Source organism: uncultured Methylophaga sp., assembly GCF_947259025.1.
GTDB lineage: Bacteria > Pseudomonadota > Gammaproteobacteria > Nitrosococcales > Methylophagaceae > Methylophaga.
The window spans coordinates 284,455-309,882 of the sequence record NZ_CAMYKO010000006.1 but is presented as its reverse complement, the minus strand read 5'-3'; the positions used below and the strand labels follow the sequence as shown (position 1 = coordinate 309,882).

General features: G+C 53.8%; 23 protein-coding genes. All 23 read right to left on the bottom strand.

The window, feature by feature from the left end; translation table 11 throughout:
• Nucleotides 1-9: 9 nt before the first annotated feature.
• The gene (gene ntrC / locus Q0X64_RS11585) at nucleotides 10-1,416 is read right to left on the bottom strand and encodes a nitrogen regulation protein NR(I) (RefSeq protein ID WP_297813123.1); all 1,407 of its coding nucleotides are present in this window, start codon (nucleotides 1,414-1,416) and stop codon (nucleotides 10-12) included.
• Nucleotides 1,403-2,479: a nitrogen regulation protein NR(II) gene (gene glnL, locus Q0X64_RS11580; RefSeq protein WP_297813120.1), complete on the bottom strand. Its 1,077-nt coding sequence runs from the start codon at nucleotides 2,477-2,479 to the stop codon at nucleotides 1,403-1,405. The genes ntrC and glnL overlap by 14 nt, the downstream gene beginning before the upstream one ends.
• 173 nt (nucleotides 2,480-2,652) lie before the next feature.
• Complete coding sequence (locus Q0X64_RS11575) at nucleotides 2,653-3,267, bottom strand: DUF4124 domain-containing protein (RefSeq protein WP_297813117.1); 615 nt, start codon at nucleotides 3,265-3,267, stop codon at nucleotides 2,653-2,655.
• A 101-nt stretch (nucleotides 3,268-3,368) separates the two neighbouring features.
• Nucleotides 3,369-4,778, bottom strand: coding sequence for a glutamate--ammonia ligase (glnA, locus tag Q0X64_RS11570; protein ID WP_297813114.1), 1,410 nt, complete (start codon nucleotides 4,776-4,778; stop codon nucleotides 3,369-3,371).
• A gap of 177 nt (nucleotides 4,779-4,955) precedes the next feature.
• Complete coding sequence (locus tag Q0X64_RS11565) at nucleotides 4,956-5,183, bottom strand: sulfurtransferase TusA family protein (RefSeq protein WP_297813111.1); 228 nt, start codon at nucleotides 5,181-5,183, stop codon at nucleotides 4,956-4,958.
• Entirely contained in the window at nucleotides 5,180-6,232 is a 1,053-nt protein-coding gene (locus tag Q0X64_RS11560) for a tRNA (5-methylaminomethyl-2-thiouridylate)-methyltransferase (protein WP_297813108.1), read from the bottom strand. The genes Q0X64_RS11565 and Q0X64_RS11560 overlap by 4 nt, the downstream gene beginning before the upstream one ends.
• A gap of 2 nt (nucleotides 6,233-6,234) precedes the next feature.
• The gene (tldD, locus tag Q0X64_RS11555; RefSeq protein WP_297813105.1) at nucleotides 6,235-7,677 is read right to left on the bottom strand and encodes a metalloprotease TldD; all 1,443 of its coding nucleotides are present in this window, start codon (nucleotides 7,675-7,677) and stop codon (nucleotides 6,235-6,237) included.
• A gap of 45 nt (nucleotides 7,678-7,722) precedes the next feature.
• Complete coding sequence (locus Q0X64_RS11550; protein ID WP_297813103.1) at nucleotides 7,723-11,532, bottom strand: YhdP family protein; 3,810 nt, start codon at nucleotides 11,530-11,532, stop codon at nucleotides 7,723-7,725.
• Between the two features lie 11 nt (nucleotides 11,533-11,543).
• The gene (gene rng, locus Q0X64_RS11545; protein WP_297813100.1) at nucleotides 11,544-13,016 is read right to left on the bottom strand and encodes a ribonuclease G; all 1,473 of its coding nucleotides are present in this window, start codon (nucleotides 13,014-13,016) and stop codon (nucleotides 11,544-11,546) included.
• Nucleotides 13,006-13,590 carry a nucleoside triphosphate pyrophosphatase gene (locus Q0X64_RS11540; protein ID WP_297813097.1) on the bottom strand — a complete coding sequence of 195 codons (585 nt, stop codon included), beginning with the start codon at nucleotides 13,588-13,590 and terminating at the stop codon, nucleotides 13,006-13,008. Before Q0X64_RS11540 ends, rng begins: the two co-directional genes overlap by 11 nt.
• A complete protein-coding gene (gene rlmH, locus Q0X64_RS11535) occupies nucleotides 13,587-14,057 on the bottom strand; it encodes a 23S rRNA (pseudouridine(1915)-N(3))-methyltransferase RlmH (RefSeq protein ID WP_297813094.1) in 471 nt (156 codons plus the stop codon). The genes Q0X64_RS11540 and rlmH overlap by 4 nt, the downstream gene beginning before the upstream one ends.
• Nucleotides 14,054-14,410: a ribosome silencing factor gene (rsfS, locus tag Q0X64_RS11530; RefSeq protein ID WP_297813091.1), complete on the bottom strand. Its 357-nt coding sequence runs from the start codon at nucleotides 14,408-14,410 to the stop codon at nucleotides 14,054-14,056. Before rsfS ends, rlmH begins: the two co-directional genes overlap by 4 nt.
• A 65-nt stretch (nucleotides 14,411-14,475) precedes the next feature.
• The gene (locus tag Q0X64_RS11525; protein WP_297813088.1) at nucleotides 14,476-15,297 is read right to left on the bottom strand and encodes a YdcF family protein; all 822 of its coding nucleotides are present in this window, start codon (nucleotides 15,295-15,297) and stop codon (nucleotides 14,476-14,478) included.
• The gene (gene nadD, locus Q0X64_RS11520; protein ID WP_297813085.1) at nucleotides 15,297-15,959 is read right to left on the bottom strand and encodes a nicotinate-nucleotide adenylyltransferase; all 663 of its coding nucleotides are present in this window, start codon (nucleotides 15,957-15,959) and stop codon (nucleotides 15,297-15,299) included. The genes Q0X64_RS11525 and nadD overlap by 1 nt, the downstream gene beginning before the upstream one ends.
• Nucleotides 15,940-17,196: a glutamate-5-semialdehyde dehydrogenase gene (locus tag Q0X64_RS11515; protein ID WP_297813294.1), complete on the bottom strand. Its 1,257-nt coding sequence runs from the start codon at nucleotides 17,194-17,196 to the stop codon at nucleotides 15,940-15,942. The genes nadD and Q0X64_RS11515 overlap by 20 nt, the downstream gene beginning before the upstream one ends.
• Nucleotides 17,197-17,211: 15 nt before the next feature.
• The gene (holA, locus tag Q0X64_RS11510; RefSeq protein ID WP_297813082.1) at nucleotides 17,212-18,240 is read right to left on the bottom strand and encodes a DNA polymerase III subunit delta; all 1,029 of its coding nucleotides are present in this window, start codon (nucleotides 18,238-18,240) and stop codon (nucleotides 17,212-17,214) included.
• 3 nt (nucleotides 18,241-18,243) lie between these two features.
• Complete coding sequence (gene lptE / locus Q0X64_RS11505) at nucleotides 18,244-18,741, bottom strand: LPS assembly lipoprotein LptE (RefSeq protein WP_297813079.1); 498 nt, start codon at nucleotides 18,739-18,741, stop codon at nucleotides 18,244-18,246.
• Between the two features lie 16 nt (nucleotides 18,742-18,757).
• Nucleotides 18,758-21,214: a leucine--tRNA ligase gene (leuS, locus tag Q0X64_RS11500; protein ID WP_297813076.1), complete on the bottom strand. Its 2,457-nt coding sequence runs from the start codon at nucleotides 21,212-21,214 to the stop codon at nucleotides 18,758-18,760.
• 144 nt (nucleotides 21,215-21,358) lie between these two features.
• Nucleotides 21,359-21,613: a YfhL family 4Fe-4S dicluster ferredoxin gene (locus Q0X64_RS11495; RefSeq protein WP_297813073.1), complete on the bottom strand. Its 255-nt coding sequence runs from the start codon at nucleotides 21,611-21,613 to the stop codon at nucleotides 21,359-21,361.
• Between the two features lie 32 nt (nucleotides 21,614-21,645).
• Entirely contained in the window at nucleotides 21,646-22,143 is a 498-nt protein-coding gene (gene coaD / locus Q0X64_RS11490) for a pantetheine-phosphate adenylyltransferase (RefSeq protein WP_297813292.1), read from the bottom strand.
• Nucleotides 22,140-22,727 carry a 16S rRNA (guanine(966)-N(2))-methyltransferase RsmD gene (gene rsmD / locus Q0X64_RS11485; RefSeq protein ID WP_297813071.1) on the bottom strand — a complete coding sequence of 196 codons (588 nt, stop codon included), beginning with the start codon at nucleotides 22,725-22,727 and terminating at the stop codon, nucleotides 22,140-22,142. The genes coaD and rsmD overlap by 4 nt, the downstream gene beginning before the upstream one ends.
• Nucleotides 22,705-24,015: a pitrilysin family protein gene (locus Q0X64_RS11480; protein WP_297813068.1), complete on the bottom strand. Its 1,311-nt coding sequence runs from the start codon at nucleotides 24,013-24,015 to the stop codon at nucleotides 22,705-22,707. Before Q0X64_RS11480 ends, rsmD begins: the two co-directional genes overlap by 23 nt.
• Nucleotides 24,005-25,372 carry a pitrilysin family protein gene (locus Q0X64_RS11475; RefSeq protein WP_297813065.1) on the bottom strand — a complete coding sequence of 456 codons (1,368 nt, stop codon included), beginning with the start codon at nucleotides 25,370-25,372 and terminating at the stop codon, nucleotides 24,005-24,007. Before Q0X64_RS11475 ends, Q0X64_RS11480 begins: the two co-directional genes overlap by 11 nt.
• Nucleotides 25,373-25,428: the final 56 nt, after the last annotated feature.

Genomic DNA, 25,428 nt, shown 5'->3' with positions numbered 1-25,428 from the left:
AGGATTAATCTAGCTTTCTTTTAATTTACGGGTCAGGGTGTTTCTGCCCCAGCCTAAAAGCTTGGCTGCTTCCTGTCTTTTACCGGCGGTTTTCTCCAGCGCGACTTCCATTAACAGGTGCTCGATCAAGGGTACGACATCCGCTAAAGCGCCTTCCTGACCGGTTAACGCTTTGTTGGCTGCCCACTGTCTGAACAGTTGCTGCCAGTCACTGCCCTGACTACTTCCGCCTTCAGCACCCTCTGCCGAGAGTTCCACTGGCAGGTCGTCCATCTGCACGACTTGCCCCGGTGACATCACGGTGAGCCAGCGGCAAGTGTTTTCCAGTTGCCGCACATTACCGGGCCAGGGCATCTGCGACAGATACATTTCGACATCCGGTGACACGTTTTTGGTGGCCATATTCAGTTCTTTGGCCGCCTTGTTAAGGAAATAGCCGACCAGGGCCGGAATGTCTTCACGCCGTTCACGCAGCGACGGAATGTGAATGCGTATCACATTGAGTCGGTGGAACAGGTCTTCACGGAAATCGCCACGTTCAACCAGTTTTTCCAGATTCTGGTGGGTCGCCGCAATAATGCGGACATCGACTTTGACGCCGCTGTGGCCACCGACACGGAAAAACTCACCATCGGATAAAACCCGCAATAAGCGAGTCTGCAATTCGATGGGCATATCGCCGATTTCATCCAGAAACAAAGTCCCGCCATTGGCCTGTTCGAAACGACCTTTACGCTGCACATGGGCGCCGGTAAAAGCGCCCTTTTCGTGACCGAATAGTTCCGACTCCAGTAATTCTTTGGGAATCGCCGCCATATTCAGGGCAATAAACGGCCCCTGCCGACGCGGACTGTGACGGTGCAGCGCCTGGGCAACCAGTTCTTTACCCGTGCCGGACTCACCGTTGATTAAGACTGTGATATTGGAGCGTGCCAAACGGCCTATCGCTCTGAACACTTCCTGCATGGCCGGGGCTTCACCGACAATCTCAGCGCCCAGGTTGATATCTTCAGCCGGACTATTATCCTGTTCTTGACTAAGCGCAATCGCCCGTTGCACCAGTTCCACCGCTTCATCAACATCAAATGGCTTGGGCAGATATTCAAAGGCGCCGCCTTCATAGACCGACACCGCACTGTCCAGATCGGAATAGGCCGTCATGATGATGGTCGGCAGTTCCGGGTAGCGTTCTTTGATTTCAGACAATAACTGCAGACCATCGATACCGGGCATGCGGATATCGCTGATCAGCACGTCAGGTGCCTGCTCGCGGCCCTGTTTCAATTCATGTAAAACCACATCGGCCGTTTCAAAGGCACGCACTGTGATATCCACCGCTTCCAATGCTTTTTGTAACACCCATCTGATGGATCGATCATCGTCGACAATCCAGGCAATTGCTTTACTGGCGTTCACGTCCTAACTCCAAGGGAAATATAACTGAAAAGATAGTCTGTCCCGGCTGGCTGTGACAGGACACTGTGCCGCCATTACGTTGTACCAGGTTCTGCACCAGGTAGAGCCCCAGTCCGGTGCCATCAGCACGACCGGTGACCAGGGGATAGAACAGACTGTCCTGTAAAGGTTCGGGTATACCGGGGCCATTGTCTTCAACTTCTATTAAGACGCCCAGCCGGTAGTAATTTTTTTCAATGGTGAGATTGCGTTTGATGCGTGTCCGCAGGGTAATCAGACCGACCCCTTTCATGGCCTGTACCGCATTACGCACAATATTCAAAAAAACCTGAATCAACTGATCAAAATCGGCAAAAAGTTCGGGGATACTCGGGTCGTAATCGACTTTGAACTTGAGCCGTTCATCCAGCTCAATATCCACCAGTTGCCTGACATGCTGCAGCACTTCATGAATATTGGTGTCATTTTTCTCCGGATGCTGGTTGGGCCCCAGCATCCGGTTCATCAAATTCTGCAGGCGATCCGCTTCGGTGATGATAATGCGTGTGTATTCTTTGAGGTCTTCAGAGTCGAGCTGGCGTTCCAGTAACTGCGCGGCACCGCGAAGGCCGCCCAGCGGATTCTTAATCTCATGAGCCAGTCCGCGCACCACCTGTTGCTGAGTCTGCAGGTTTTCATCGCGGCTGATGCGCTGCTGATAATCCAGCTGTGTCAGTTCCATGATGACATAGGACTGATCGATATCGAGTACCCTCATGGCACAGTCGATAAGGACTTCACCGCTGGCAGGCAGAAACAGGTGTACTTCCCGTTCAATCAAAGCCTGGCCGGTTGAAACGACCCGCCGCAGCGAGTTGATCAGTCTTTTCTCTCCGGGCAGTAAAGTCTGCAGTGGTATATGCTCAGCCTGACGCTGGCTGATCTCAAACAAAATTTCGGTGGCAGTGTTGATGTAACAAACACGCAAAGACGTGTCGAGAACCACGACCGCAGTGGTCAGGTTTTCCAACACATCATTGCTGGCAATGGCATCGTGACTCATTGTGGTGACACTCATATACATGCACAGCTGTTAGCAAAAAACGCTCCATCTATGATCAATTTTGCAGCGTCTGATGCTAAGCTGTTGATTGTAGGTAAAACTCGTTATAAATAGCTTGGGCGCAAGCAAGTCTGAACGCGCCATAGCCGGCACTATAGCATCAAACCGCCGATTCAATGCACCATTAAGGTGCGCTAGTTGGCGCCGGGATTGGGTGAGGGTCTGCCACCGGTCGGCCCGGGCGGGGTCAGGCCGGTGTTATTCTGAATTGAAGTGCGGTGAAGCTGGAAACTGATGACGGGACTGCTGGCAAAGGTATTGCCATTGTCATCCACTATCATGGCATCCAGCGTATGGGTGCCGCGGCTGAGATTATTGAGTTGGAAGGTGGTTGAGGCTCTGGGCTCGCTGACGGCCTCGCCATCAAGCTGGAGTAGGATCTTGTGGCCCTGCTCGGCATCCAATGCCGGCTCTACAATCATGCTGACGGTCAAATCGCCGTTATTGCTCCAGATACTCTCATCACCGGACGGCGCGATAATGCGTAATTCGTAGGACGTTGCCGGTGCTTCATTATCCTCATCACTACTGTCTGGCTCCGGACTCAAAGTCAGCGGAGGCTGATCCGGCTCCGGTGCACGGATACTGTCATCAGGGGTATACACCGTGGAAGGCGAGACTTCTATCTTTTCCGCCTGGGGATGAGGCTCGTCAGTAAACACCACATTACCGCTTTCATCCACCCAGCGGTATATCTCAGCCAACGCCGGGAAGCTAAAAAACAGCAGTAATAGCCATGTGTATCTCATAACTGAAGCATAGGCCAGCACCGCCAAAGGCGCAACTGTCAGACATAAAAAAAGCGCCCCGCAGGGCGCTTTTTGTAGCTTAGGTCACAAACCGTGGCAAATTAGACGCTGTAGTACAGGTCAAATTCTGCCGGGTGAGTTTCCATACGCAGACGGGTGACTTCTTCCATTTTCAGTTCGATGAAGCCATCGATCATATCGTCGGTGAAGACACCACCTGCAGTCAGGAATTCACGGTCTTTGTCCAGTGCATCCAGCGCCTGATCCAGTGAATGGCAGACTTGTGGGATAGACTTCGCTTCTTCAGCCGGCAGGTCATAGAGATCCTTGTCCATTGCATCACCAGGATGAATTTTGTTCTTGATACCATCAAGACCAGCCATCAGCAGTGCAGAGAATGCCAGGTAAGGGTTGGCTGTTGAATCCGGGAAACGCACTTCAATACGACGACCTTTTGGATTGTTCACAAAAGGAATACGGATAGAGGCTGAACGGTTACGGGCTGAGTAAGCCAGCATAATCGGCGCTTCAAAACCCGGAACCAGACGCTTGTAGCTGTTGGTTGAAGAGTTAGTGAAGGCGTTCAGGGCCTGGGCGTGCTTGATCACACCACCGATGTAATACAAAGCGGTTTCAGACAGACCACCGTATTTGTTACCGGAGAACAGGTTTTCACCGTCTTTGGACAGCGACATGTGCACGTGCATACCGTTACCGTTATCACCTACCAGCGGCTTAGGCATGAAGGTAGCAGTTTTACCGTATGCGTGCGCCACGTTGTGAATCACATATTTCAGTTGCTGTACTTCGTCAGCTTTTTTCACCAGCGTGTTGAACTTGGAACCGATTTCACATTGACCGGCAGTCGCCACTTCGTGGTGATGCACTTCGGTGGTTTGGCCCATTTCTTCCAGTGTCAGGCACATGGCACTACGCACGTCCTGCAGTGAATCTACAGGAGGTACAGGGAAATAACCGCCTTTCACGCTTGGACGGTGACCTTTGTTACCGTCAGCGAAGACTTTTTCGGTATTCCAGGAAGACTCGTCAGAATCAACTTTATAGAAAGAACCTGAAATATCGCTGCCCCAGCGAACATCATCCAGTACAAAGAATTCATTCTCAGGGCCGAAGAAAGCGGTGTCAGCCAAACCGGTTGACTTCATGTAAGCTTCAGCACGATTGGCAACAGAACGTGGATCACGCTCGTAACCCTGCATGGTGGCTGGCTCAACGACATCACATGTAATGATCAGCGTCATGTCGTCCATAAATGGATCAAGTACGGCTGTTTCCGGATCCGGCATCAGGATCATGTCTGATTCGTTAATGCCTTTCCAACCCGCTACTGACGAGCCGTCGAACATCGCACCTTCGGTGAAGCTGTCTTCATCAATGGTGTGCGCAGGGTAAGACACATGCTGCTCTTTACCGCGCGAATCGGTGAAACGGAAGTCAACAAACTTGACGTCCTCGTCTTTGATCATCTGAAGCACTTTTTCGACTGACATTTAACTTCTCCAATTTATAAAAACTGCACTTAAGGCGTGCAAATAAAACTCGCGACTGGTTACAGCAGAAATCACGCCAACTTCTGCCACCAATAAAAATCAACCATTTAGGTGCAGGCGCACCATACATTAGCACTACTATGGTGCATAGTTATAGCTATAAGCACCATTTTAGTGCTATGCACCAACACGAACCGTTATCCGGATTTCGTCGTCATGCTGATGCGACTCAACGACTTCGTGACCATTGATCCGTGCCCAGGCCGGTATATCATTCAAAGCGCCCGGATCGGTACAAATCACATCCAGCTCATCACCGGGCTGCATGCTGGCGATACGGTTCTGTGCTTTGATCACCGGCATCGGGCATAACAGGCGGCGCGCATCCAGTTGCTCACGGTTCATACATACCACTCCTGCATGACCGCTTGTGTTTCCATCGGCGCGGTTTTAATCGTCAGGCTGGTGCGGTCGGGAATTGTCAGACTAAGTTCCACTTCATCCGCACTTCGCCCCTTGCCATAACGGGCAACGATGGCCGCCGCCAACTGGTATTGTTCCGGCTCCAAATCACCATCGACCAGTGCCATCGGCCCACTATGACTGGTGGAATAGATACTGGCAAACTGTTTGCGGTAGCCTTCCAGAAATTTGCTTTCGCCGGCATCGCGGGCAATGATCAGCTTGAACTCGGGTGTGGGGCGAATATGCCGGCCCACCTTGAGCAGCATGATGTCGTCCATCTCGTAATCACGGCTGTTACGCGCCTGCCACAGATCAACCAGTTTGTCGGAATAACTCTTGTCAGTGAGGAAGCAGCAACCGCCCGCCGGTGACGCAAAGTCATTAAGGCCGAATGATTTGGCCAGCGCGATTTGCGGTTTTCGGTTGCGGCCATGGAAGTCATACAGCTTGTCACGATCGACCCAGCCCTCACGCTCAGGTTTGGTCTCGGGCAGGTTTTTGGCACATAAAGGACGCAGCAACAGATCTTCGGCACCCGACTCTTCTGATACCAGCGGCATGGTGTCACTGCGCTGCGACATCGGTCGCTGACCGATGACTTCACCGGTAATAATAAAGTCAAAACCGTCTTTATGGTGCTCCTTGACCCATTCCACTGCCTTGCCGACCATAAAGATCTTGCAGTCTAGGCAGGGGTTCATATTGGCGCCATAACCATGTTTGGGATTGAGCAGCACGTCTTTGTATTCTTCAATGACATCCACAATGTGCAGCTTGATGCCCAGCTGTTCAGCCACCCATAAGGCATTATTACGTTTGGGTTTGTTCTTGTCCTGATTGCGAATGGCATGAGTGTGGCCTTCCACGCAAAAACCGGTAAAGAAGTTGATGCCTTCAACTTCAATCCCCTGCTCCTGCATTACACGCACTGCCAGCATTGAGTCCAGGCCGCCGGAAATCAGGGCGACCGCTTTGTGTTGTTGTGCCATTGTTATGCTGTTCCGCCCACCGTTAATGCATCGACTTTCAACGTAGGTTGACCGACACCAACCGGCACGCTCTGTCCTTCCTTGCCACAGTTACCTACGCCACTATCGAGCGCCAGATCATCAGCCACCATCGAAATACCCTGCATCACTTCCGGGCCGTTACCAATCAGGGTCGCCCCTTTAACCGGCCGGGTGATTTTGCCATTTTCGATGAGGTAGGCTTCACTGGTGGAGAACACAAATTTACCCGACGTAATATCTACCTGGCCACCACCGAAGTTAACGGCGTAAATGCCTTTATCAACGGAAGCAATGACTTCTTCAGACTTGTGTTCACCGGGCAGCATGTAGGTGTTGGTCATTCGCGGCATGGGCAGGTGAGCATAAGACTCGCGGCGGCCATTACCGGTGCTTTTGACGCCCATCAGTCTGGCATTATGTTTGTCCTGCATATAGCCAACCAAACGACCTTTCTCAATCAACGTGGTGTGCTGGGTGACCTCACCTTCATCATCCACATTAAGCGAGCCGCGTCTGAATTCCAGCGTGCCGTCATCCACTACGGTACAGAGCGGTGAAGCGACCTGTTCGCCCATTCGTCCGGAGAAGGTCGAAGTGCCACGGCGGTTAAAATCGCCTTCCAGGCCGTGGCCCACCGCTTCATGCAACAGCACACCGGGCCAGCCGCTGCCCAGCACGACCGGCATAGTGCCCGCCGGCGCAGGAATCGCTTCCAGGTTGACCAGAGCAATGCGGACTGCCTCATGGGCATAGCCTCGCGCCATATCATTATCGCGGAAATAACGGTAATCCATACGCCGGCCACCACCGGCACTGCCTCGCTCACGGCGACCGTCGGACTCGACGATCACACTGACATTCAATCTGATCAGCGGCCGGATATCATTGGCATAGGTGCCGTCACTGGCGGCGATCAATACAGTATCGAGTTCGCCTGCCAGGCTGACGGTCACCTGCTTTACTCTGGGGTCAGCAGCGCGGGCCGCTGCATCCGCTTCACGCAGCAGAGCAAGTTTATCTTCCACGCTCAGGGCCAGAATCGGATCCTGACTGCTATACAATGCCGGACTGGTCTGTTTTTTCCAGACGGCGACCTGTTTGTCGCTACCCTGGCGGGAAATCGCCTGCGCCGCACTGGCCGCCTGTTGCAGAGCCGGTAAAACCAGATCATCGGAATAGGCAAAGCCGGTTTTTTCGCCGCTGCAAGCGCGCACGCCGACGCCCTGTTCCAGGTGGTAGCCACCATCTTTGATAATGCCGTCTTCCAGCACCCAGCTTTCCTGGCGCGACTGCTGAAAATACAAATCGGCATAATCAACGCCGCCGGTCATGGTGGCACTCAGCGCCTGCTCCAGATCATTCTCAGTCAGGCCTGCCGGCAGTAATAACTGCTGTTGTACTTGTTCGGAAATCGATGCTTTCATCAACTAGAAAATCGCTGTCGCTTCAAACCCATTATGATAGCAGATTTAGGGGTTTATTGGCCTCTGCTCATTGTCCGGCGTCAGCACTTTCAGACGCGGATTTTCCCAGGGTCCGCTCAATTGATAACTGTAGCTGATCAGATTGACCAACTCACGGTCAAAAATATCACCGGCCAGTTTATCAAACAGCAGAATCGCCGTACCCACACCCAGCCCCACCGGTCCGCCGGCCACGGCCCCGGCCAGTGGCAAGGTTGATGATACTTTGGGTGTCACTTTAACAATCTGATCATAGCTGCGTTCGACCAGGTTAATAGGGCCGGTTACTTCTATCAAAGCAGAGTCGCCCTGCATCACCAGATTGCTGGTGCGGGCGATACCGTTGGCAAAGCTAAAATCACCACTAATGGCCCTGAAATCAAAGCCCTTACCAAATAAGTCACTGAAATCCAGTGCCAGACGACGCGGTATGGCAGCAATGCTGAGCAGACCGAAGATACGGCCAGCCGCACCGGGCTCAACTTCTATCAGGCTGCCACGCCCGACGCTCAGTGCCATGTCCCCTTGCATAGATGCCAGGGAAAAGTCGCCGGGCGCGCCCGGCCAGTTAAGCTGACTGTTCAGTTGTACCTGGTTGGCTTCGATGACCTCCTGGTAACCGTAATAAGCCAGCAGGGCTTGCAGATCATCACTGGACGCCACAATCTCAAAGCGACTCTGGTCGACTGTCCCAGCCCTACTCCAGCGACCGTTAATCGACGCCTGCAACACCGGTGAGGTCAGGCTGGCCGACTCCAGCACCCAGCTATCAGGCTGCTGATTGGCCCGCAGGCTCAGCTGCCCCAGACGAATGTCGTCCAGTTCCAATTCATTGATTTCCAGCCTCAACGGCGGCCACAGCTCAGACTCACTGGACGGAACTTCATCAGTTGACTGTTCGAGGTCGAGATGCAAATGTGCTAGTTCTACATTGAGGGGCCGCTGATTGGAAAGCGTATGAGGCCACTGAATATCGCCCTTGATTTGCGTCGAGTTCAAGCCAATTTGCCACTGCCCCGCAGTCTGACTCGCTGAAATGGCAATATCTTTTATCTTTTGCCTGGCTATTTGCAGTTGCTGGATGCGGACATCCAGCGCGCTGACGGGTATCGCTGACTTGGCAGTGGTCGCCGGCATTTCGCTCTGCCAGTCCAGCCACTCATCCAGGTTGAGTTGTTCAAGCCGGCCGTTGATGCGTAGGCCTTGACCACCGGCACGTGCAGACTCACCACCAAGCCTTACCTCCCCATTGAGACTGTCATTTGAAAAAGATAAGGCGGTCTTGAGCCAATTATCCAGACTCAGCCGGTAAACCGTCTGATCACGGTTATCAATGTTGAGCCGCAGCATGATCGGCTGATTGGCGGTTTTACCCAGTGGCGACGGGGTATTAATAGCAATCCCCGCCAAATCTGACTGCACATTGACGGCTACATCAAACTGGCCGGGCTCGGGTTCATTGATAGCAACACGGGCCTGGTAAGCACTTTCACCACTGACAAACGCCGGGATAAATTCCGGCCACTGCTGGCGCAGCGCCGGGATACCAGCCCGGCCGTTAATGACCACTGCGGTCTGACCTGAATCAGGTTTTACATCCACCGAAATGTTTTGCTCTAGGGCTTTGGCTGTTATCGCCTCGGCGCTCACCCCGTTGTTATCAAAATTCAGCTTGCCGTTAATGGCCGTGACTTTAAGGCCTGGCACCGCCGAGGTGCTCAGCGCGCTGTCAGCAAAGGTGACATGGCCATTCGCCTGCGTATTGTCCGGATTCACCAGCGGCACCATCAATTGCAGACTGATATCACTGCTGCCACTGGTCTGCAGCCAGTCCGCCACCTGTCCGAAACGCTGTTTAAGCGGGCTGTTTTGCAAAAAGGCCAGCGCATCGGGCGTTGTACCATTGAGCAGACCGTCTACCCGCAGCACCGGTTTGGGTCTGACCAGGTTGTCGATAGTGGTCTTAACCTGATTGAATTTAAAGTCGGCAATCGTGCCGGACTGGCTCTCAATCAGCAGATTATTGCCCTGACCGGTTATCGTGCCATCCACTTGTTTGATATCAGGCCAACCCTCGGCATAGTGCAGTTGGGTGTTTTCCACCTCAAACTGCATATCAAAGCGCCCTTCTTCCGGTGATTCATCAAAAGGAAAGGCAGCCGGATTGCCTTGCATTACGATATAGCCGCTGCGGATCAGACCCTCGCGAAAAGCCTCCCGCGACCACTGTTCGAAGTCTTCAGGGATAATTTTCTTTGGTACGTAACGGCGCCAGCGATTAACGCTGACATCCTGCAAATCCAGCCGCAGATCGGTATCTATTTGCTGATTTACCTGCCCAATGCGCCCATTGAGACTGAGGTTTAAATCCTCATTCCATAGCTGCAACGCTTTTGCTGACAGCGCCCAGTTATCTTGCTTTTGTTGCCAGTTAAGTTGGCCACTGATGGAGTCCAGAAACACAGCCTCATCCAGCCAGCCCTCGGCATAAACGGTAGTTTGCTGGCTGTCCAAAGTCAGTTGGGCCTGGTTCTGCTGCCAGTCAAGCTGGAAGCTGAGTGCGTTTACGCCCGGAAAATCCTGCCAAGGCAATACTGCCAGTTGCTCAGCGCGCAGGCTGGCCGCCTGAAGCCCCTGCTCAGGCTGATAGCGCAGCGTCAGGTCATAAATATCACCGGCCGGTTGTGCGCTCACCAGCCAGTCAGGCATATCCTGCATCAACAAAGCGAGGGCCGTGATATCACTTAAACGCAGATAATCCGTACTGAACGCAATCTCACCCTGCTGATCATGCTGAACACGAAAAGCCGTGACAGGCCAGGGCTGTTCCGCCCCGGTGATTTGCATATTATCGCCCTGTAACTGCCAACTGGCATTGGTTTTACTGAAGTTAAGGCGCCCCTGCAGGCTGGCAAACACCACTGGCTCGGCTGTGGTTTGCTGCATGCTACTGTCAAGACTGAGTTCAGTGATTTCCAGATCGGCATCGGCTTCAAGCTGACCGTGATTTGTATAGGAGACGGTGGCCCGGCCGGCCACCTCGCCGGCAGCGATATGCAAACCTCTGAGCGACGATGTTTCAAGCAGCGGTGACAGGGCCAGTGCTGCGGTTTCCACACTGCCGCGCCAGTCAATCAGCCGGTAATCTTCATCGATAGTGGCGCGTCCCTGCAAAGTCAACCCCGTGCCCAGTTTTTCCGGCACAATAATCCGAGCATCTGCCTGCCATTGTCCCTCACTGAAGTCGAGCTGCAGTTGCTGCAGCTGATAACTGCCGCTCAGTGCGGGCTGAAATTGATCATTCACGGCAAGTTGGATATCTGTCAGTTCCAGTTGCCGTAGCCAGCTCAGCCAGCGGGTCACCTCAGGCAGGCTGGTCTGACCACGCCGGGCCCGATCTTTTTCCAGTCCGGTGAGGTGCCATTTGCCGTCACTGCTGCGCTCCACCGCAAGACGTGCCTGGTCAATACTGGCATCAGCCACCACCGGTTCGCCCTGCTGCAGCGTCTGCAATATATCCAGGCTCAGATACATCTGCCCCACTGTGGCAATCGCTGCGCTGCGATCTTGCTGCTGCAGGGTAATGCCACGGACTTCCAGTTTCGGGATCAGGTCATACCAGTAAAGTCCCGCCTGTTCGATGTTGACCGGATAGCCGGTTTTATCGCTGGCCCAGGCTGCAATTTCATCTTCACGATCAGCGACCTGCTCTGACAGCCACATCGCACCGATCAGAGCCAGCAAAGCAAGAATAATCAATACCACTGCCAGGTAGAAAAGCTGGCGGCTGGCAATATGCAGGCTGCGCAATAGCATCGATGGTTTACCTACATCAGCACCACGTTAAACTGCTCACGGCCGTATTGTATTTCGCACTGAAACAGAATCGGTTTACCAATCAGCTGCTCCAGTTCGGCCACCTTGGTGGAATCCTCATCGTTAAGCCGGTCAATCACATCCTGCGACGCCAGGATCAAAAACTGTTTGGTTTCATACTGGCGGGCTTCACGCATGATTTCGCGGAAGATCTCATTGCAGATGGTTTCCACGTTTTTGGTGTAGCCCTTGCCATCACAGCTTGGACAGGGTTCGCATAAGATATGACCCAAACTCTCGCGGGTTCGTTTGCGAGTCATTTCTACCAGGCCCAGTTCCGACACAGCGCTGAGGTTATGACGAGCGCGATCCTGCAGCATGGCTTTATCCAGTGCCCGTAACACCTGTTCACGATGGCTGACTTCTTCCATATCGATAAAATCGATAATGATAATACCGCCCAGATTACGCACACGAAGCTGACGGGCGATGGCGTGAGCCGCTTCCAGATTGGTTTTGAATATGGTTTCTTCCAGATTCTTGTGACCGACAAAGCCACCGGTATTCACATCGACCGTGGTCATCGCCTCGGTCTGATCAAAAATCAGATAGCCGCCGGACTTGAGCAGCACCTTGCGTTGCAGCGCTTTCTGAATTTCATCTTCGACCGCAAACAGGTCAAACAAGGGCATTTCACCATCATAATGCTCGAGCCTGATTGCACATTCAGGCATAAAGCCCTCGGCGAAATGCACCGCTTTGCGGTAAGTGTCTTCGGCATCAATGCGGATACGATCAATATCGTCATTGAACAGATCCCGTAAGGCCCGCATCGCCAGCGGCAAATCCTCATGCAGGGGTTCACCGCAATTGACCGATTGTTTGCGCTCCTGCAGCTTGCCCCAGAGCCGGTAGAGGAATTTCAGATCGGCCTGCAACTCTGATTCAGACACACCTTCTGCTGCGGTTCTGAGGATGTAGCCACCGGTGCCGGGATCGAGCAGACTGGTCAGGCAGCTTTTCAATCTTTCGCGCTCTTCCTCGGTTTCAATTTTCAGCGATACGCCAATGCCTTCCGTTTCCGGCATATACACTAGGTAGCGCGATGATACCGACAACTGGGTGGTAAGCCGCGCCCCTTTGGTGCCCATCGGATCTTTAATCACCTGCACCAGGATCTCCTGCCCCTCACGCAGCAGGCTGCTGATAGTGGGTTCTGTGGTCGCGGCTTCCTTGAGATCGCCGGTTTGTCCCTTGGGAATGGAGATATCAGAGACATGTAAAAAGGCGGCCCTTGGCAGGCCAATCTCGACAAAAGCCGCCTGCATGCCGGGCAAAACCCGGCACACCTTGCCTTTGTAGATATTGCCCACCAGACCGCGATACTCACTGCGCTCTATAAAGACTTCCTGCAACACACCGTTTTCAACAACGGCGGCGCGGGTCTCGCTGGGGGTCACATTAATTAGAATTTCACTGCTCACGCTGGCTGTCCATTTTTAATAGTTGTGCTGTTTCCCTGATCGGCAAACCCATAATGCCGGAATAACTGCCTTTGATTTGTTCAATGAAAATCGCGCCCAGTCCTTGCACCGCATAACTTCCGGCCTTGTCACTGCCCTCTCCGGTACTGAGATACCAGTCAATATCCGCTTCGCTGAGCGCGGCAAATCGCACTTCACTGACTGATATCGCATGAAGCAGATCTGCTGAGCCCGCCAGACTGATGGCGGTCATCACCTGGTGGGTATTGCCTGAAAGCAGTTTTAACATACGCCGGGCATCAGCGTCATCGACCGGTTTACCAAAAATGCGATTATTGACGATGACGGCCGTATCCGCTGCCAGCACCGGCCTCATCGGGCTATCTGAAAGCATAGCCTGACCGGCCCGGGCCTTGTTGTCCGCGATACGACGGACGTAGGCCTCTGGCGTTTCACCAGCCTGTACCGACTCATCAATATCAGGCGCAACAACAGCAAAATCGACTGCCATCTGCTGGAGAAGTTCGCGCCGCCGCGGTGAGCGTGATGCCAGGTAAATGGCTGGAAAATTCATGAGCGGTGATAAGGATGATTTTGCAGGATGGTCCAGCCGCGATAAATCTGCTCGGCCAGCACAATGCGCACCAGCGGGTGCGGTAAGGTCAGCGCAGACAAAGACCACTTAAGATCAGCGCGTTGCAGGCATTGCGGATCCAGACCATCAGGACCACCGACTATCAGTGAGACATCACGGCCATCACTGAGCCAGTCCTGCATGTTTTGGGACAGGGTTTCGGTCGACCAGCTTTTACCAGTAACTTCCAGTGCGATCACGCGATGATTATCCGGAATCGCCGCCAGGATGCGTTCGGCTTCCTCCTTCATCCACTGTAAAGGCTGGGCATTTTTACCACGCCGGGCTGGGGCTATTTCTAGCAGTTGCAATTGGCATTCGCGCGGCAGGCGCCGACTGTACTCATCAAAGGCCTGGGTGACCCAGGTCGGCATCTTGTTACCGACCGCCACCAGGTTGATTTTCATTCCTGATCAGCCGAACGTTTTTCGCCGGCTTCAGGCACGCTCCACAGTTTCTCCAGGTTATAAGTCAGTCGGGTTTGCGGGGTCATGATGTGAGTAATAACGTCACCCAGATCAACCAAGGCCCACTCCCCCACAGTTTCGCCTTCCACGCCAAGGGGCTGGACACCAGCCGCTTTGGCCTGCATCACCACTTCATTGGCCAGCGCCTTGACCTGGCGGCTGGTCTTACCGGTGGCAATAATCATCACATCGGTGACATCGGTCATCTCGGTGACATCCAGTATCTGGATATCATCGGCCTTGATATCTTCAAGCGCATCAATGACCAGTAATTTGAGTTGTTCAGCCTGCATGGGGCTCTCCGTATCAATTAAGGTTAATTATAGTGTAACGCAGCGGCGCACTCTGTTGTGTGCGCTTATTCATCCCGGGCCTGAGACCGCGGCGCCGGAAACCAGGCGGCGCTTTTGCCGGTGGCGAAATAGGCGCTGAGGCCGATCCATTCGTGCCAAGCGACTTCCAATACGCTGAGGTGAGAAAACAGATCAAAATCCCAGTAGCGTTGCTCGGGCCTGGCACTGCGGTAATCCACCGGGTAGGGAATCACATCAATACCCTGTTTGCGGGCGACGCCGACTGATCGAGGCATATGAAAGGCCGAGGTCACCAACAAATAACGCCCTTCGGGATCAGGCAGCATCGGCTTGATCATGACAAAGTTTTCATGGGTGTTGCGTGCCCGGTTCTCCATCAAAACCTGTGATGTTTTGATGCCAGCCTGACTTAGCAGAATTTGAGACACCTGCCCGTCCTCATCCAGTGCCGGCATCTGCACCAGATTACTGCCGCCGGTGTAAATGATCGGTAAGTCAGGATAATCACGGCTGAGTTTCGCCGAAGCCAGGATCCGTTCACCGCCCTCGCCCATTTGTGCTGCCTGCCAGCCCACTGAGAGTTTGAGATTTTCAGCGCCGCCCAGCACGATAATGCCGTCGATGTTATCCGGCAGCGAGGCCGGTTTTTCAAAACGGGTTTCCAGCGGATAAAGCAGCCAGTCACTGACCGGATAGGCCATCAGGGTGATGGCCAGTAAAGTGAGCAATGTCAGCAGACGGCGTGCGGCTTTGACATAGTTCAACCACAACAATAGTGTCGCCAGTAACAGGATCCAGACCAGCAGATTGACCGGGCTGAGCAGTCCCCACAGCAGTTTGGATGCAACAAAAAACAGGTTATCCATTAGCTGGCTTGCGGCTTGAGCTGGTACAGCCCCATTTGTTCAATCAATGTGATCACTGCATCAGGTAATAAATAACGCACATCGCGTTGCTCGTAGAGCGCATCACGGATAGCGGTAGCGGAGATCGCCAATTGCGTCACCGGAATCGTCCAGACCTTGCCGTAAGCCAGCGTTTCATCACCGGCCTGCGCCTGGCGTGACTGATACCAGTCAGCCAGCTCCGTGTTCATTTGCATCGGCTCTTCGGGCCGCTGCATCACCACGATATGCGCCAGCTCGGCAATTTGCTGCCAGCGCGACCAGGAGCTCAGGCTGCAAAAAGCATCCGTGCCCATCAACACAAACAGCGGATTATCGGGCAGATCTTCACGCAAACTGAGCAGGGTATCGACCGTGTAGGAAGGGCCTTCCCGATCCAGTTCACGGTCATCGACCACCAGCCGTGGATGATTTTTAATCGCCAGTTCCAGCATCAAACGCCGTTCCTGGGGACTGGCTACCGGCTCCACCCGATGGGGAGGCAAAGCACAGGGAATCAGGCGCAGTTGCTCGAGGCCCAGCGCTTCGACCACATCCAGGCCAGTACGCAAATGGCCGAAATGCACCGGGTCAAAGGTGCCGCCAAGAATGCCAATTGCCGGTTTAATCTCTGATTTGTCCACTGCCCAGCACTATCCATTTCTGTGAAGTCAGCCCTTCCAGCCCTACCGGGCCGCGGGCATGAATTTTATCGGTGGAAATACCGATTTCAGCGCCCAGACCATATTCAAAGCCATCAGCAAAGCGGGTCGAGGCATTGACCATCACCGAACTGGAATCGACCTCGGCCAGGAAGCGACGCGCCCGCTGGTAATTGTCGGTGACTATCGATTCGGTATGACCAGAGCTGTGCTGATGGATATGCGCCATCGCGGCATCGAGGCCATCAACCACTTTAATCGACAGGATCGGAGCCAGGTACTCGGTATCCCAGTCGGCGTCGCTGGCAGCATTGATATCCTTGAGAATGGCACGGGTACGGGCACAGCCACGCATTTCCACGCCTTCATCGGCATAACGCACTGCCAGTCTGGGCAAGATCGTCTCTGCCACCGTCTCATCCACCAACAGCGTTTCCATCGCATTACACACACCATAACGGTGGCACTTGGCATTGAAAGCAATATCCTCCGCCATATCCAGATCGGCTTCGCCGTCGATATAAACGTGACAGATACCGTCCAGATGTTTGATCACCGGCACCCGTGCTTCATTGCTGATGCGCTCAATCAGGCTTTTACCACCGCGCGGCACAATCACATCCACATAATCGGGCATGGTGATAAGCTCACCCACTGCAGCCCGGTCAGTGGTCTGCACCACCTGCACGGCCGTGTCCGGGAGCCCGGCCTGTTCCAGCCCACGGCGGATACAGGCGGCAATTGCCTGGTTGGAGTGAATGGCTTCACTGCCGCCGCGCAAAATGGTGGCGTTGCCTGATTTCAGGCACAAAGCTGCGGCATCGGCAGTGACGTTGGGCCGTGATTCGTAAATAATGCCGACCACGCCCAAAGGCACCCGCATTTTGCCCAGTTGAATGCCGGACGGACGGTAAGTCATCTCACTGATTTCACCCACCGGATCGGGCAAGGCGGCAATTTGCTCCAGCCCTTCTGCCATGGACTCGATACGGGCATCGGTCAGCGTCAGTCTGTCCAGCAGCGCGGCTTCAAGGCCTTTATTTTTGCCGGCTTCCAGATCGCGTTCGTTTTCCCGTTTCAGCGTGGATGCTGCGTTTCGAATTTCAGCAGCCATCGCCAGCAGGGCCCGGTTTTTGGTTTCAGTTCCGGCACGCGCCAGGGCACGGCTGGCCTGTCGGGCCTGCTGTCCCAGACTCTGCATGTATTCAATCACGTCCAACAAAAGACTCCTTCATTAAGCGGTTTCAGGCATGTTGACGCCTGCGACCTGCAGGCAGAGAGTTTCCAGTAAGCGCCAGGGATCGGCCGCATTCATGCCTTTGGCGGACTGATCGACAGCGGCCATCTGCGACAGAAATTGCTGCCAGCGCTGCACACTGTGGCGTTGCAAAGCCGATCTTGTCATCGCTTTTTTGCTGTCCCAGACCGGTGGTTTCTGACTGGCAAAGACACGTTCCAGCGCTTCGCCCTGCTGCAGCCTGCTGGCCATATCTACCAGCCTCCTGAGCGTCCACGACACCGCAGAAAAAACCGCCAGAATATCAACACCTTCACCCTGTAAACGACTTATTATACGCGGGATTCGGGCACTGTGTCCGAGCAGCACAGAGTCCATCAGGCCAAAGGCTTCAAAGCGGGCATTATCGGCCACCGATTCCATTACCAGCGAGACATCAAGTGGCTCAGGGCCATGCAGTAACACCAGTTTGTCCACTTCCTGGGCGGCAGCAAACAGATTGCCCTCCACTTTTTCGGCAATAATCGCGGCAACCCGGCTATCAGCCTGCAATCCCTTATCTTTCATGCGCTGCATCAGCCAGCGCGGCAAGTGGCTGGCATCAACGGGCCAGATTGGCAGGCTGACGCCGAGCTTATCCAGCTCGGTAAACCACTTGGCTTTCTGCGAACGGCTATCGATTTTGCCGCTGATAATCAGCAGCGTGGTGTCCTCGGGGGACTCGGCAACAAAGCGGCGCAAAGCTTCGCCGCCGTCTTTGCCGGGACTGCCGGAGGGCAGGCGGATTTCAATCAGACGCTGGCTGGCAAATAATGACAGGCTCTGTTCCTGCCATTTAATTTGTGACCAGTCGAAACGACCTTCCACATGCCAGACTTCGCGGTCATTGGCCCCGGCCTGACGGGCACGCTGTCGAATTTTATCGGCCGTTTCTTCCACCAGCAACGCTTCATCACCATGCACCAGGTAAACCGGCTGCAGGCCCTGCTGCAATGCTTGGTCAAGCTGTTCGGCTTTGAGTCGCATTGTTTATTTCATAACAGACAAACGTCTGAGAATGCTTTGTACCATTTGCTTGTTGAGATCCTGGCGCAGCACCCGTTCCTGCTCGTCCATCGCCAGGATCTGGGTGCGATCGAACTGATAATCCCGACGCGCTTCTACGCGTTGCTTGCTGCCTATCAGTTCACCCTTATCGTCGGTGACCTGGAATATCACAATGGTTTCCAGTTCATATTCACGAACCAACGCATCGGAGCCGACTGAGAGGATATTGCGGTTGTAGCGGTTTTCCAACACGGTAAACAGGGCTGCGTCTTCCTGGTATTCATCCAATACGGTGATGCCGTTTCGAACCAGCGCCCGCTTGAGATCCACGCCAAATTCATCCTGACGGGTATCAACCCCCTGAATATAAAGCGTTTGCAGCTCTTCCGAGACGGTGGTCTGGCCTCTGAGCTGAAAGCCACAGGCAGCCAGCATCAACAAGCTCAGGCCCAGAATGCAATTTGACACAATACGGTTCATCGTTGGTTTCCTGTGTTTAGCCTGCTACCACGATATTGAGCAATCGTCCCGGCACCAGAATGACTTTTTTGACTTCCTTACCGTCGGTGAACTTCTTCACGTTCTCCTCGGCGAAAGCCACCGCTTCAATGGCATCCTGCTGGGCATCGGCGGCGACGGCGATCTTGGATCTGAGTTTGCCGTTCACCTGCACCATCAACTCGATTTTATCCTGCTTCAACGCCGTCTCATCAACGTCGGGCCAGCGTGCATCCACAATGGCTTCGTCGTGGCCCAGTGTCTGCCACAACTGGTGGCAGATATGCGGCGTAATCGGCGACAGCATTAAGACTACCAGCTCCAGAGATTCCTGCACAACGGCGCGGCCCTGCTCGCTATCATCGCTTCGTTTGCTGATAGCATTCATCAGTTCCATCACCGCTGCAATCGCGGTATTAAAGGTATGCCTGCGACCAATATCGTCTTGTACCTTGGCCAGCGTCTGGTGAGACTGTCGCCGCAGATCCTTAAGGTTGTCTGACAGTTTGTCGCTGTCGAGCTCGGTCACCTCGCCCTGCTCACGATGCTCGTTGACGGCCCGCCACAAACGTTTAAGGAAACGATTAGCACCGTCTACCGCCTTGTCCGACCATTCCAGCGACATTTCCGGCGGCGCAGCAAACATCATAAATAACCTTGCGGTGTCGGCGCCGTATTCATCGATCAGAGCCTGCGGATCGACCGTGTTGCCCTTGGACTTGGACATCTTGGCCCCGTCTTTCAGCACCATGCCCTGGGTCAGTAAATTCTTAAACGGCTCATCACCGGAGACTAGGCCTTCATCACGCATCAGCTTATGGAAGAAACGGGCATACAAAAGATGCAATACGGCATGTTCAATCCCGCCGATGTACTGATCCACGGGCAGCCAGTGATCAGCACGCTGGTCCAGCATCGCTTCTTCGTTATCCGGGCAGGTAAAACGGGCGTAGTACCACGATGATTCGAAGAAGGTATCGAAGGTATCGGTCTCACGTTCAGCCTCGCCGCCACAATCCGGACAGGCCACCTGGTAGAAATTGGGCATAGATTTAATCGGTGAACCGGAGCCGTCTACCACCACATCTTCCGGCAAGGTGACCGGCAGATCGGCTTCCGGCACCGGCACTGAACCACAGCTCGGACAGTTGATAATTGGAATCGGTGTGCCCCAGTATCTTTGCCGTGACACGCCCCAGTCACGCAGACGGTAGTTGGTCTGGCGTTCGCCCAGATTTTTGTCAGCCAGGAAATCAGCAATGGCATCGAACGCCTGTTCACTGCTGAGCCCATCAAACTGCTCAGAATTCAGCAAACGTCCTTTTTCGGTAAAGGCCTGTTTAGCCAGATCGATCTCTGCATCATCAACTGGCTCAATCACCTGCTTCACCGGCAGATTATATTTCTCAGCAAACTCGAAGTCACGCTGATCATGCGCCGGCACTGACATCACTGCACCGGTGCCATAGCCCATCAGAACGAAGTTGGCAGCCCACACCGGGACCTGTTCACCGGTAACCGGATGCTCTGCCATCAAACCGGTTGCCACGCCTTTCTTCTCAGCGGTTTCCAAAGCGGCTTCCGAGGTCTGCATCTTTTGGCAGTCTTCGATAAAGCTTTGCAGTTCAGCGTTGCTTTCCGCGGCTTTGATCGCCAGTGGATGCTCGGCTGCCACCGCCACATAACTCACGCCCATCAGGGTATCGGGCCGGGTGGTGTAGACGGCAAGGCTGTCTTCACTATCAGCGATATTGAACTGGATTTGTACGCCCTCAGAGCGACCAATCCAGTTAGCCTGCATGGTGCGAACCTGTTCCGGCCAACCATCGAGCTGATCCAGATCGGCCAGCAACTGATCGGCGTAGTCAGTGATTTTCATAAACCACTGTGGAATATCACGCTTTTCCACCAACGCGCCACTGCGCCAGCCGCGGCCGTCAATCACCTGCTCATTGGCAAGCACGGTATTATCAACGGGGTCCCAGTTCACCGATGCGGTTTTCTTGTAGACCAGGCCTTTCTTGAACAGGCGGGTAAACAGCCACTGTTCCCAGCGGTAATAATCCGGCTTGCAGGTCGCCAGTTCACGCTGCCAGTCATAAGCCAGCCCCAGACGCTGCAACTGACCACGCATATAGTCGATATTCTGATAAGTCCAGTTGGCAGGCGGCACCTGATTTTTGATCGCCGCATTTTCCGCCGGCAGGCCAAAGGCATCCCAGCCCATGGGTTGCAGGACGTTTTTACCCAGCATGCGCTGGTAACGGGAGATTACATCGCCGATGGTGTAATTCCGCACATGGCCCATATGCAGCTGACCACTGGGATAGGGAAACATCGACAGGCAGTAAAACTTTTCCCGGTCAGGGTCTTCGGTGACCTGAAAGCTGTTATTGTCTTGCCAGAAAGACTGGGCAGCCGATTCCACTTCATCAGGGCGATATTCTTGTTGCATGGACTCTCTTTAAAATACGGGAAATCAGAAAGCGCTTAGGATACCTCAGCGCGGGCCTGGCTCAAAATATTGTGTCAACAAAAAAGCAGCCCGTAGGCTGCTCTTGAGATAATTTAACTTGTTGTCGTTATTGCTGCTGTGGCATTAATTACCGGCTGCCATCAGCCCTTCGTACTTGGCGTAAAGCTGATCATGGCTTTCTTCGTTATCCGGGTCCTTGGGAATACAATCCACCGGACACACTTCAACGCACTGCGGTGTATCAAAGTGACCGACACATTCGGTACACAGATCCGGATCAATCTCATAAATTTCAGCACCTTGCGAGATGGCGCCATTGGGACACTCCGGCTCGCATACATCACAGTTGATGCATTCATCGGTGATAAACAGGGACATGGTTTACTCCAAGATAAATAGTCATTGCGATCTTAGCGCTGTTTTTTCGGGGCAGGCAATGTCGCTTTCAATGCTGTCTGCACGCAGGGTGCAACGAACTCCGACACATCGCCGCCCAGAACAGCAATTTCCTTGACCAGCGACGAAGAGACAAAGCTCAGGTTTTCCGCCGGGGTCAGAAACAGGGTTTCTACTTTTGACTGCATACGCCGGTTCATGGTTGCCAGCTGCAGCTCATATTCAAAATCCGACACCGCTCTCAGGCCCCGGATTATAACATTGGCGCCCATGTTAATGGCTTCATTGACCAGCAGCCCTTCAAAACCGCGCACTTCAATATTATCCAGCCCCTGCAACGTCTCTTTGGCCAGCGCGACCCGTTCCTCCAAGCTGAACACCGGCTGTTTGCCGGGGTTGATAGCAATGGCCACGATCACCTTGTCAAACAAGGGAGCGGCGCGTTGCACCAGATCAATATGGCCGTAGGTAATCGGATCAAATGTGCCCGGGTAAATCGCCGTGGTCATCAGGCTCCGGCTCCGTTTTGAAATTCAAACAAGGCGTATTTTACATCACCGGCCTGCTTTTCTTTCAAACAATGCCAGTTTGCAGGCAAATCCGGTTGTGGCTGACGGCGAGGATATTCCAGATAAATGCGGGCGCCGTCGTTGAGCAAACCGCTCTCGTTGAGTAATAAAGCAACCGGTGACCACAAATCCAGCTGATAGGGTGGATCCAGAAACACCACGTCAAACTTGCCTTGGGCCGATTGCAGATACTGTTCGACGCGATCCTGAATAAGCTGGCACTGTTCGGCCTGCAATAAATCGATATTCTGCTGGAGTGCGGCGGCAGCCTGGCGATCCCATTCCACCATCACCACTGAATCAGCACCGCGCGATGCGGCTTCCAGCCCCAGTGCGCCGCTGCCGGCAAAACAGTCCAGACAGCGGCTGCCGCCCAACACTGGCTGCAGCCAGTTAAACAAGGTTTCCCGCACCCGGTCACCAGTGGGTCTCAGCCCTTCCGTGTCGGGGAATGCCAGCTTACGGCCACGCCAGCGACCGCCGATAATTCTCAGTATGCCCTGCTTATTGCTTTTCTGTTTCGCCACCTACCAGCACCGTCAGCATTTTATCTGCATTCACACGACGCTTGAATGCATCCTTGATCTCCGCCACGGTGACCGCGTTAACCCTGTCGTTGAAGTTGTCAAGATAGTCCAGTGGCAAGTCGTAGAATCCTATCATAGCGAGGTAGTCTGCGATCTTGCTGTTACTGTCGACGCGTAGAGCAAAGCCACCGGTAATGTTCTGTTTGGCCGCGGTAAGCTGTGCCTCGCTGGGCCCGGTTTCAACAAAGTTTTTCACCGTATCGCGCAGCACGGTTAAGGCTTCTTCCGCTTTTTCATTACGGGTCTGCAGCGCCATTTGGTAGGGGCCAAGCTGCTGCATCGGCCGGAAGTAACTGTAAACCCCGTAAGTCAGGCCACGTTTTTCCCGCAACTCATCACTGAGCATCGACACCAGACCGCTGCCACCGAGAATGTGGTTGCCGACATAGAGCGGAAAATAATCCGGATCATCGCGGCTGATGCCCGGCTGGCCCATCACGATCGTGGTTTGCGTAGACGGGAAGGATTTATGTATCAGTTCCGCTGACTTGAGTTCTGCCACTTGAGGCAGCGCCGGCGCCGCCTCACCGGCAGCAAGTCCGGCAGTCACACGCTCAGCGATTTGCTCGGCCTCGCTGCGGTCAACCGCGCCGACAATCACTACCACCGCATTGCGGCTGACAAAATATTGCTGATAAAAGGCTTTCAAGTCCTCAGGCGTTAATTGTTTCACACTGTCTGCTGTTCCGTTAGGCATCACGCCATAGGGATGTGAAGGATAGAGGTTTTCATAAAAAGCCCGGCTGGCAATCGCCTTAGGTGACTGGTTTTCTGCCTGTAATCCGGTCAGTAACGTTTGCTGGATACGTTCAAACGGCGCTTGCGGGAAATCAGGTTTAGCCAGAATCTGGCTGTAAGTGGTGAGCGCCTGTTCAAACGCTTGGTCTTCAGTCAGGGTGCGCAGGCTGAACACAGCCATATCGCGTTCTGAGCTGGCGCCAAAGTTAGCGCCGACATCGGCAAAGGCAGTGGCAATCTCATCAGCGCTCATGCCGCCCGCCCCTTCATCAAGCATCGCCGAGGTCATCTTGGCCAGTCCCGGCATGTCGCCATCACGTGCAGCCCCGGCATTGAAAACCACGCTGATATCTACCATCGGCAATTCCGGAGCCGGCACAAAATAGACGCCGGCACCATTGTCAGTGTCCCAGTGCTGAATATCAGGATTGGCCCAGGCCAGGGCACTGGTCAGACACAGTGCAACAAAAGCAAAAGGTTTAGCGAACATGAGTATCTCCGGTTGTTACGGCAGGACGGCTTCCATCCAAAGGCTGTGGCACTAATTCACCAATGGTCAGCCTGTCATCAACAAAATATTTGTTGGCTACAGCCTGTACCTGTTCGGCGGTCACCTGCTTGACGTTATCAACATAATTTTCGCCCACCATCCAGTCCAGACCGATGGTCTCCAGCATGCCGATCTGCATCGCCTGATAAAACACGCTGTCTTTTTCATAAACCGTGTCTGCCACGACCTGGGCTTTGACCCGGGCCAGTTCCTGCTCGGTCACCGGTTCATCTTTAAGGCGTTGCAGTTGTTCTCGTATCGCCTGCTCCAGGTCGGCAACGGACTTACCATTGGCCGGTGTACCGGCAATCACAAACAAGTCTTTCAAGCGTGAGAACAGGCTGTTACCCGCGCCGACATTGGTGGCCACCTGCTGTTCACGAACCAGTTCGCGGGCAAAACGGGCGCTGTTACCACCATCAAGGATGCCGGCCAGCACCTCCAGCGCATAAGGCTCCCAAGCCTTGTCTTCGGCAACAGTCGTCACTACCGGGACTTTCCAGCCCATCATCAGATAAGGCAGTTCCGCAGGTGCCTTGACCTTGATTTCGCGCAGGCCTTTTTGTGCCACCTCGGTCTGTGGTTTCAATTCAGCCACTTGCTCGGGTTTGAGCGGGCCAAAATATTTTTTGGCCAGTTCCAGCACCGTCTTGGGTTCGACATCACCAGCCACCACGACAGTGGCATTGTTGGGCGCATACCATTGCTGATACCAGTCGCGCAGATCGTCAGCCTGGTAATGATGAATATCGCTCATCCAGCCAATGACCGGGTGATGATAGGGACTACTCATAAAGGCCGCGGCGTTAAAACTCTCGCGCAGCTGCGCTTTGGGATTGTCTTCGGTGCGCATACGCCGCTCTTCAGCCACCACATCACGTTCTTTGATGAGTTCCGCTGAATCGATAATGAGGTTACGCATGCGGTCAGACTCGTGTTTGAAGCTCACCTCGAGCCGGTCTTTGTGTAATTTTTGAAAGTAGGCGGTGTAATCACGTCCGGTAAAGGCATTATGTTCACCGCCGTTATCAGCGATGATTTGCGAGAACTCGTTGGGTTCGAGGTTCTCGGTGCCCTTGAACATCATGTGTTCGAGGATGTGGGAGATCCCGGTAATACCGTTATGTTCGTAGCTCGACCCCACTTTGTACCAGACCTGGGAGACGACCACCGGCGCCCGGTGATCTTCTTTAACGATGAGTTTGAGCCCGTTTTCAAGCTCGAATTCACTGACTTGCGCCAGCGCCAGACCGGGAATCAACATCGCCAGCCAGGCCAGTATTTTTAGTTTTTGCATCTGCATATCTTCAACTATCGCGTGATAAGATTGACCGTCGAAGTTTAACGACAAGC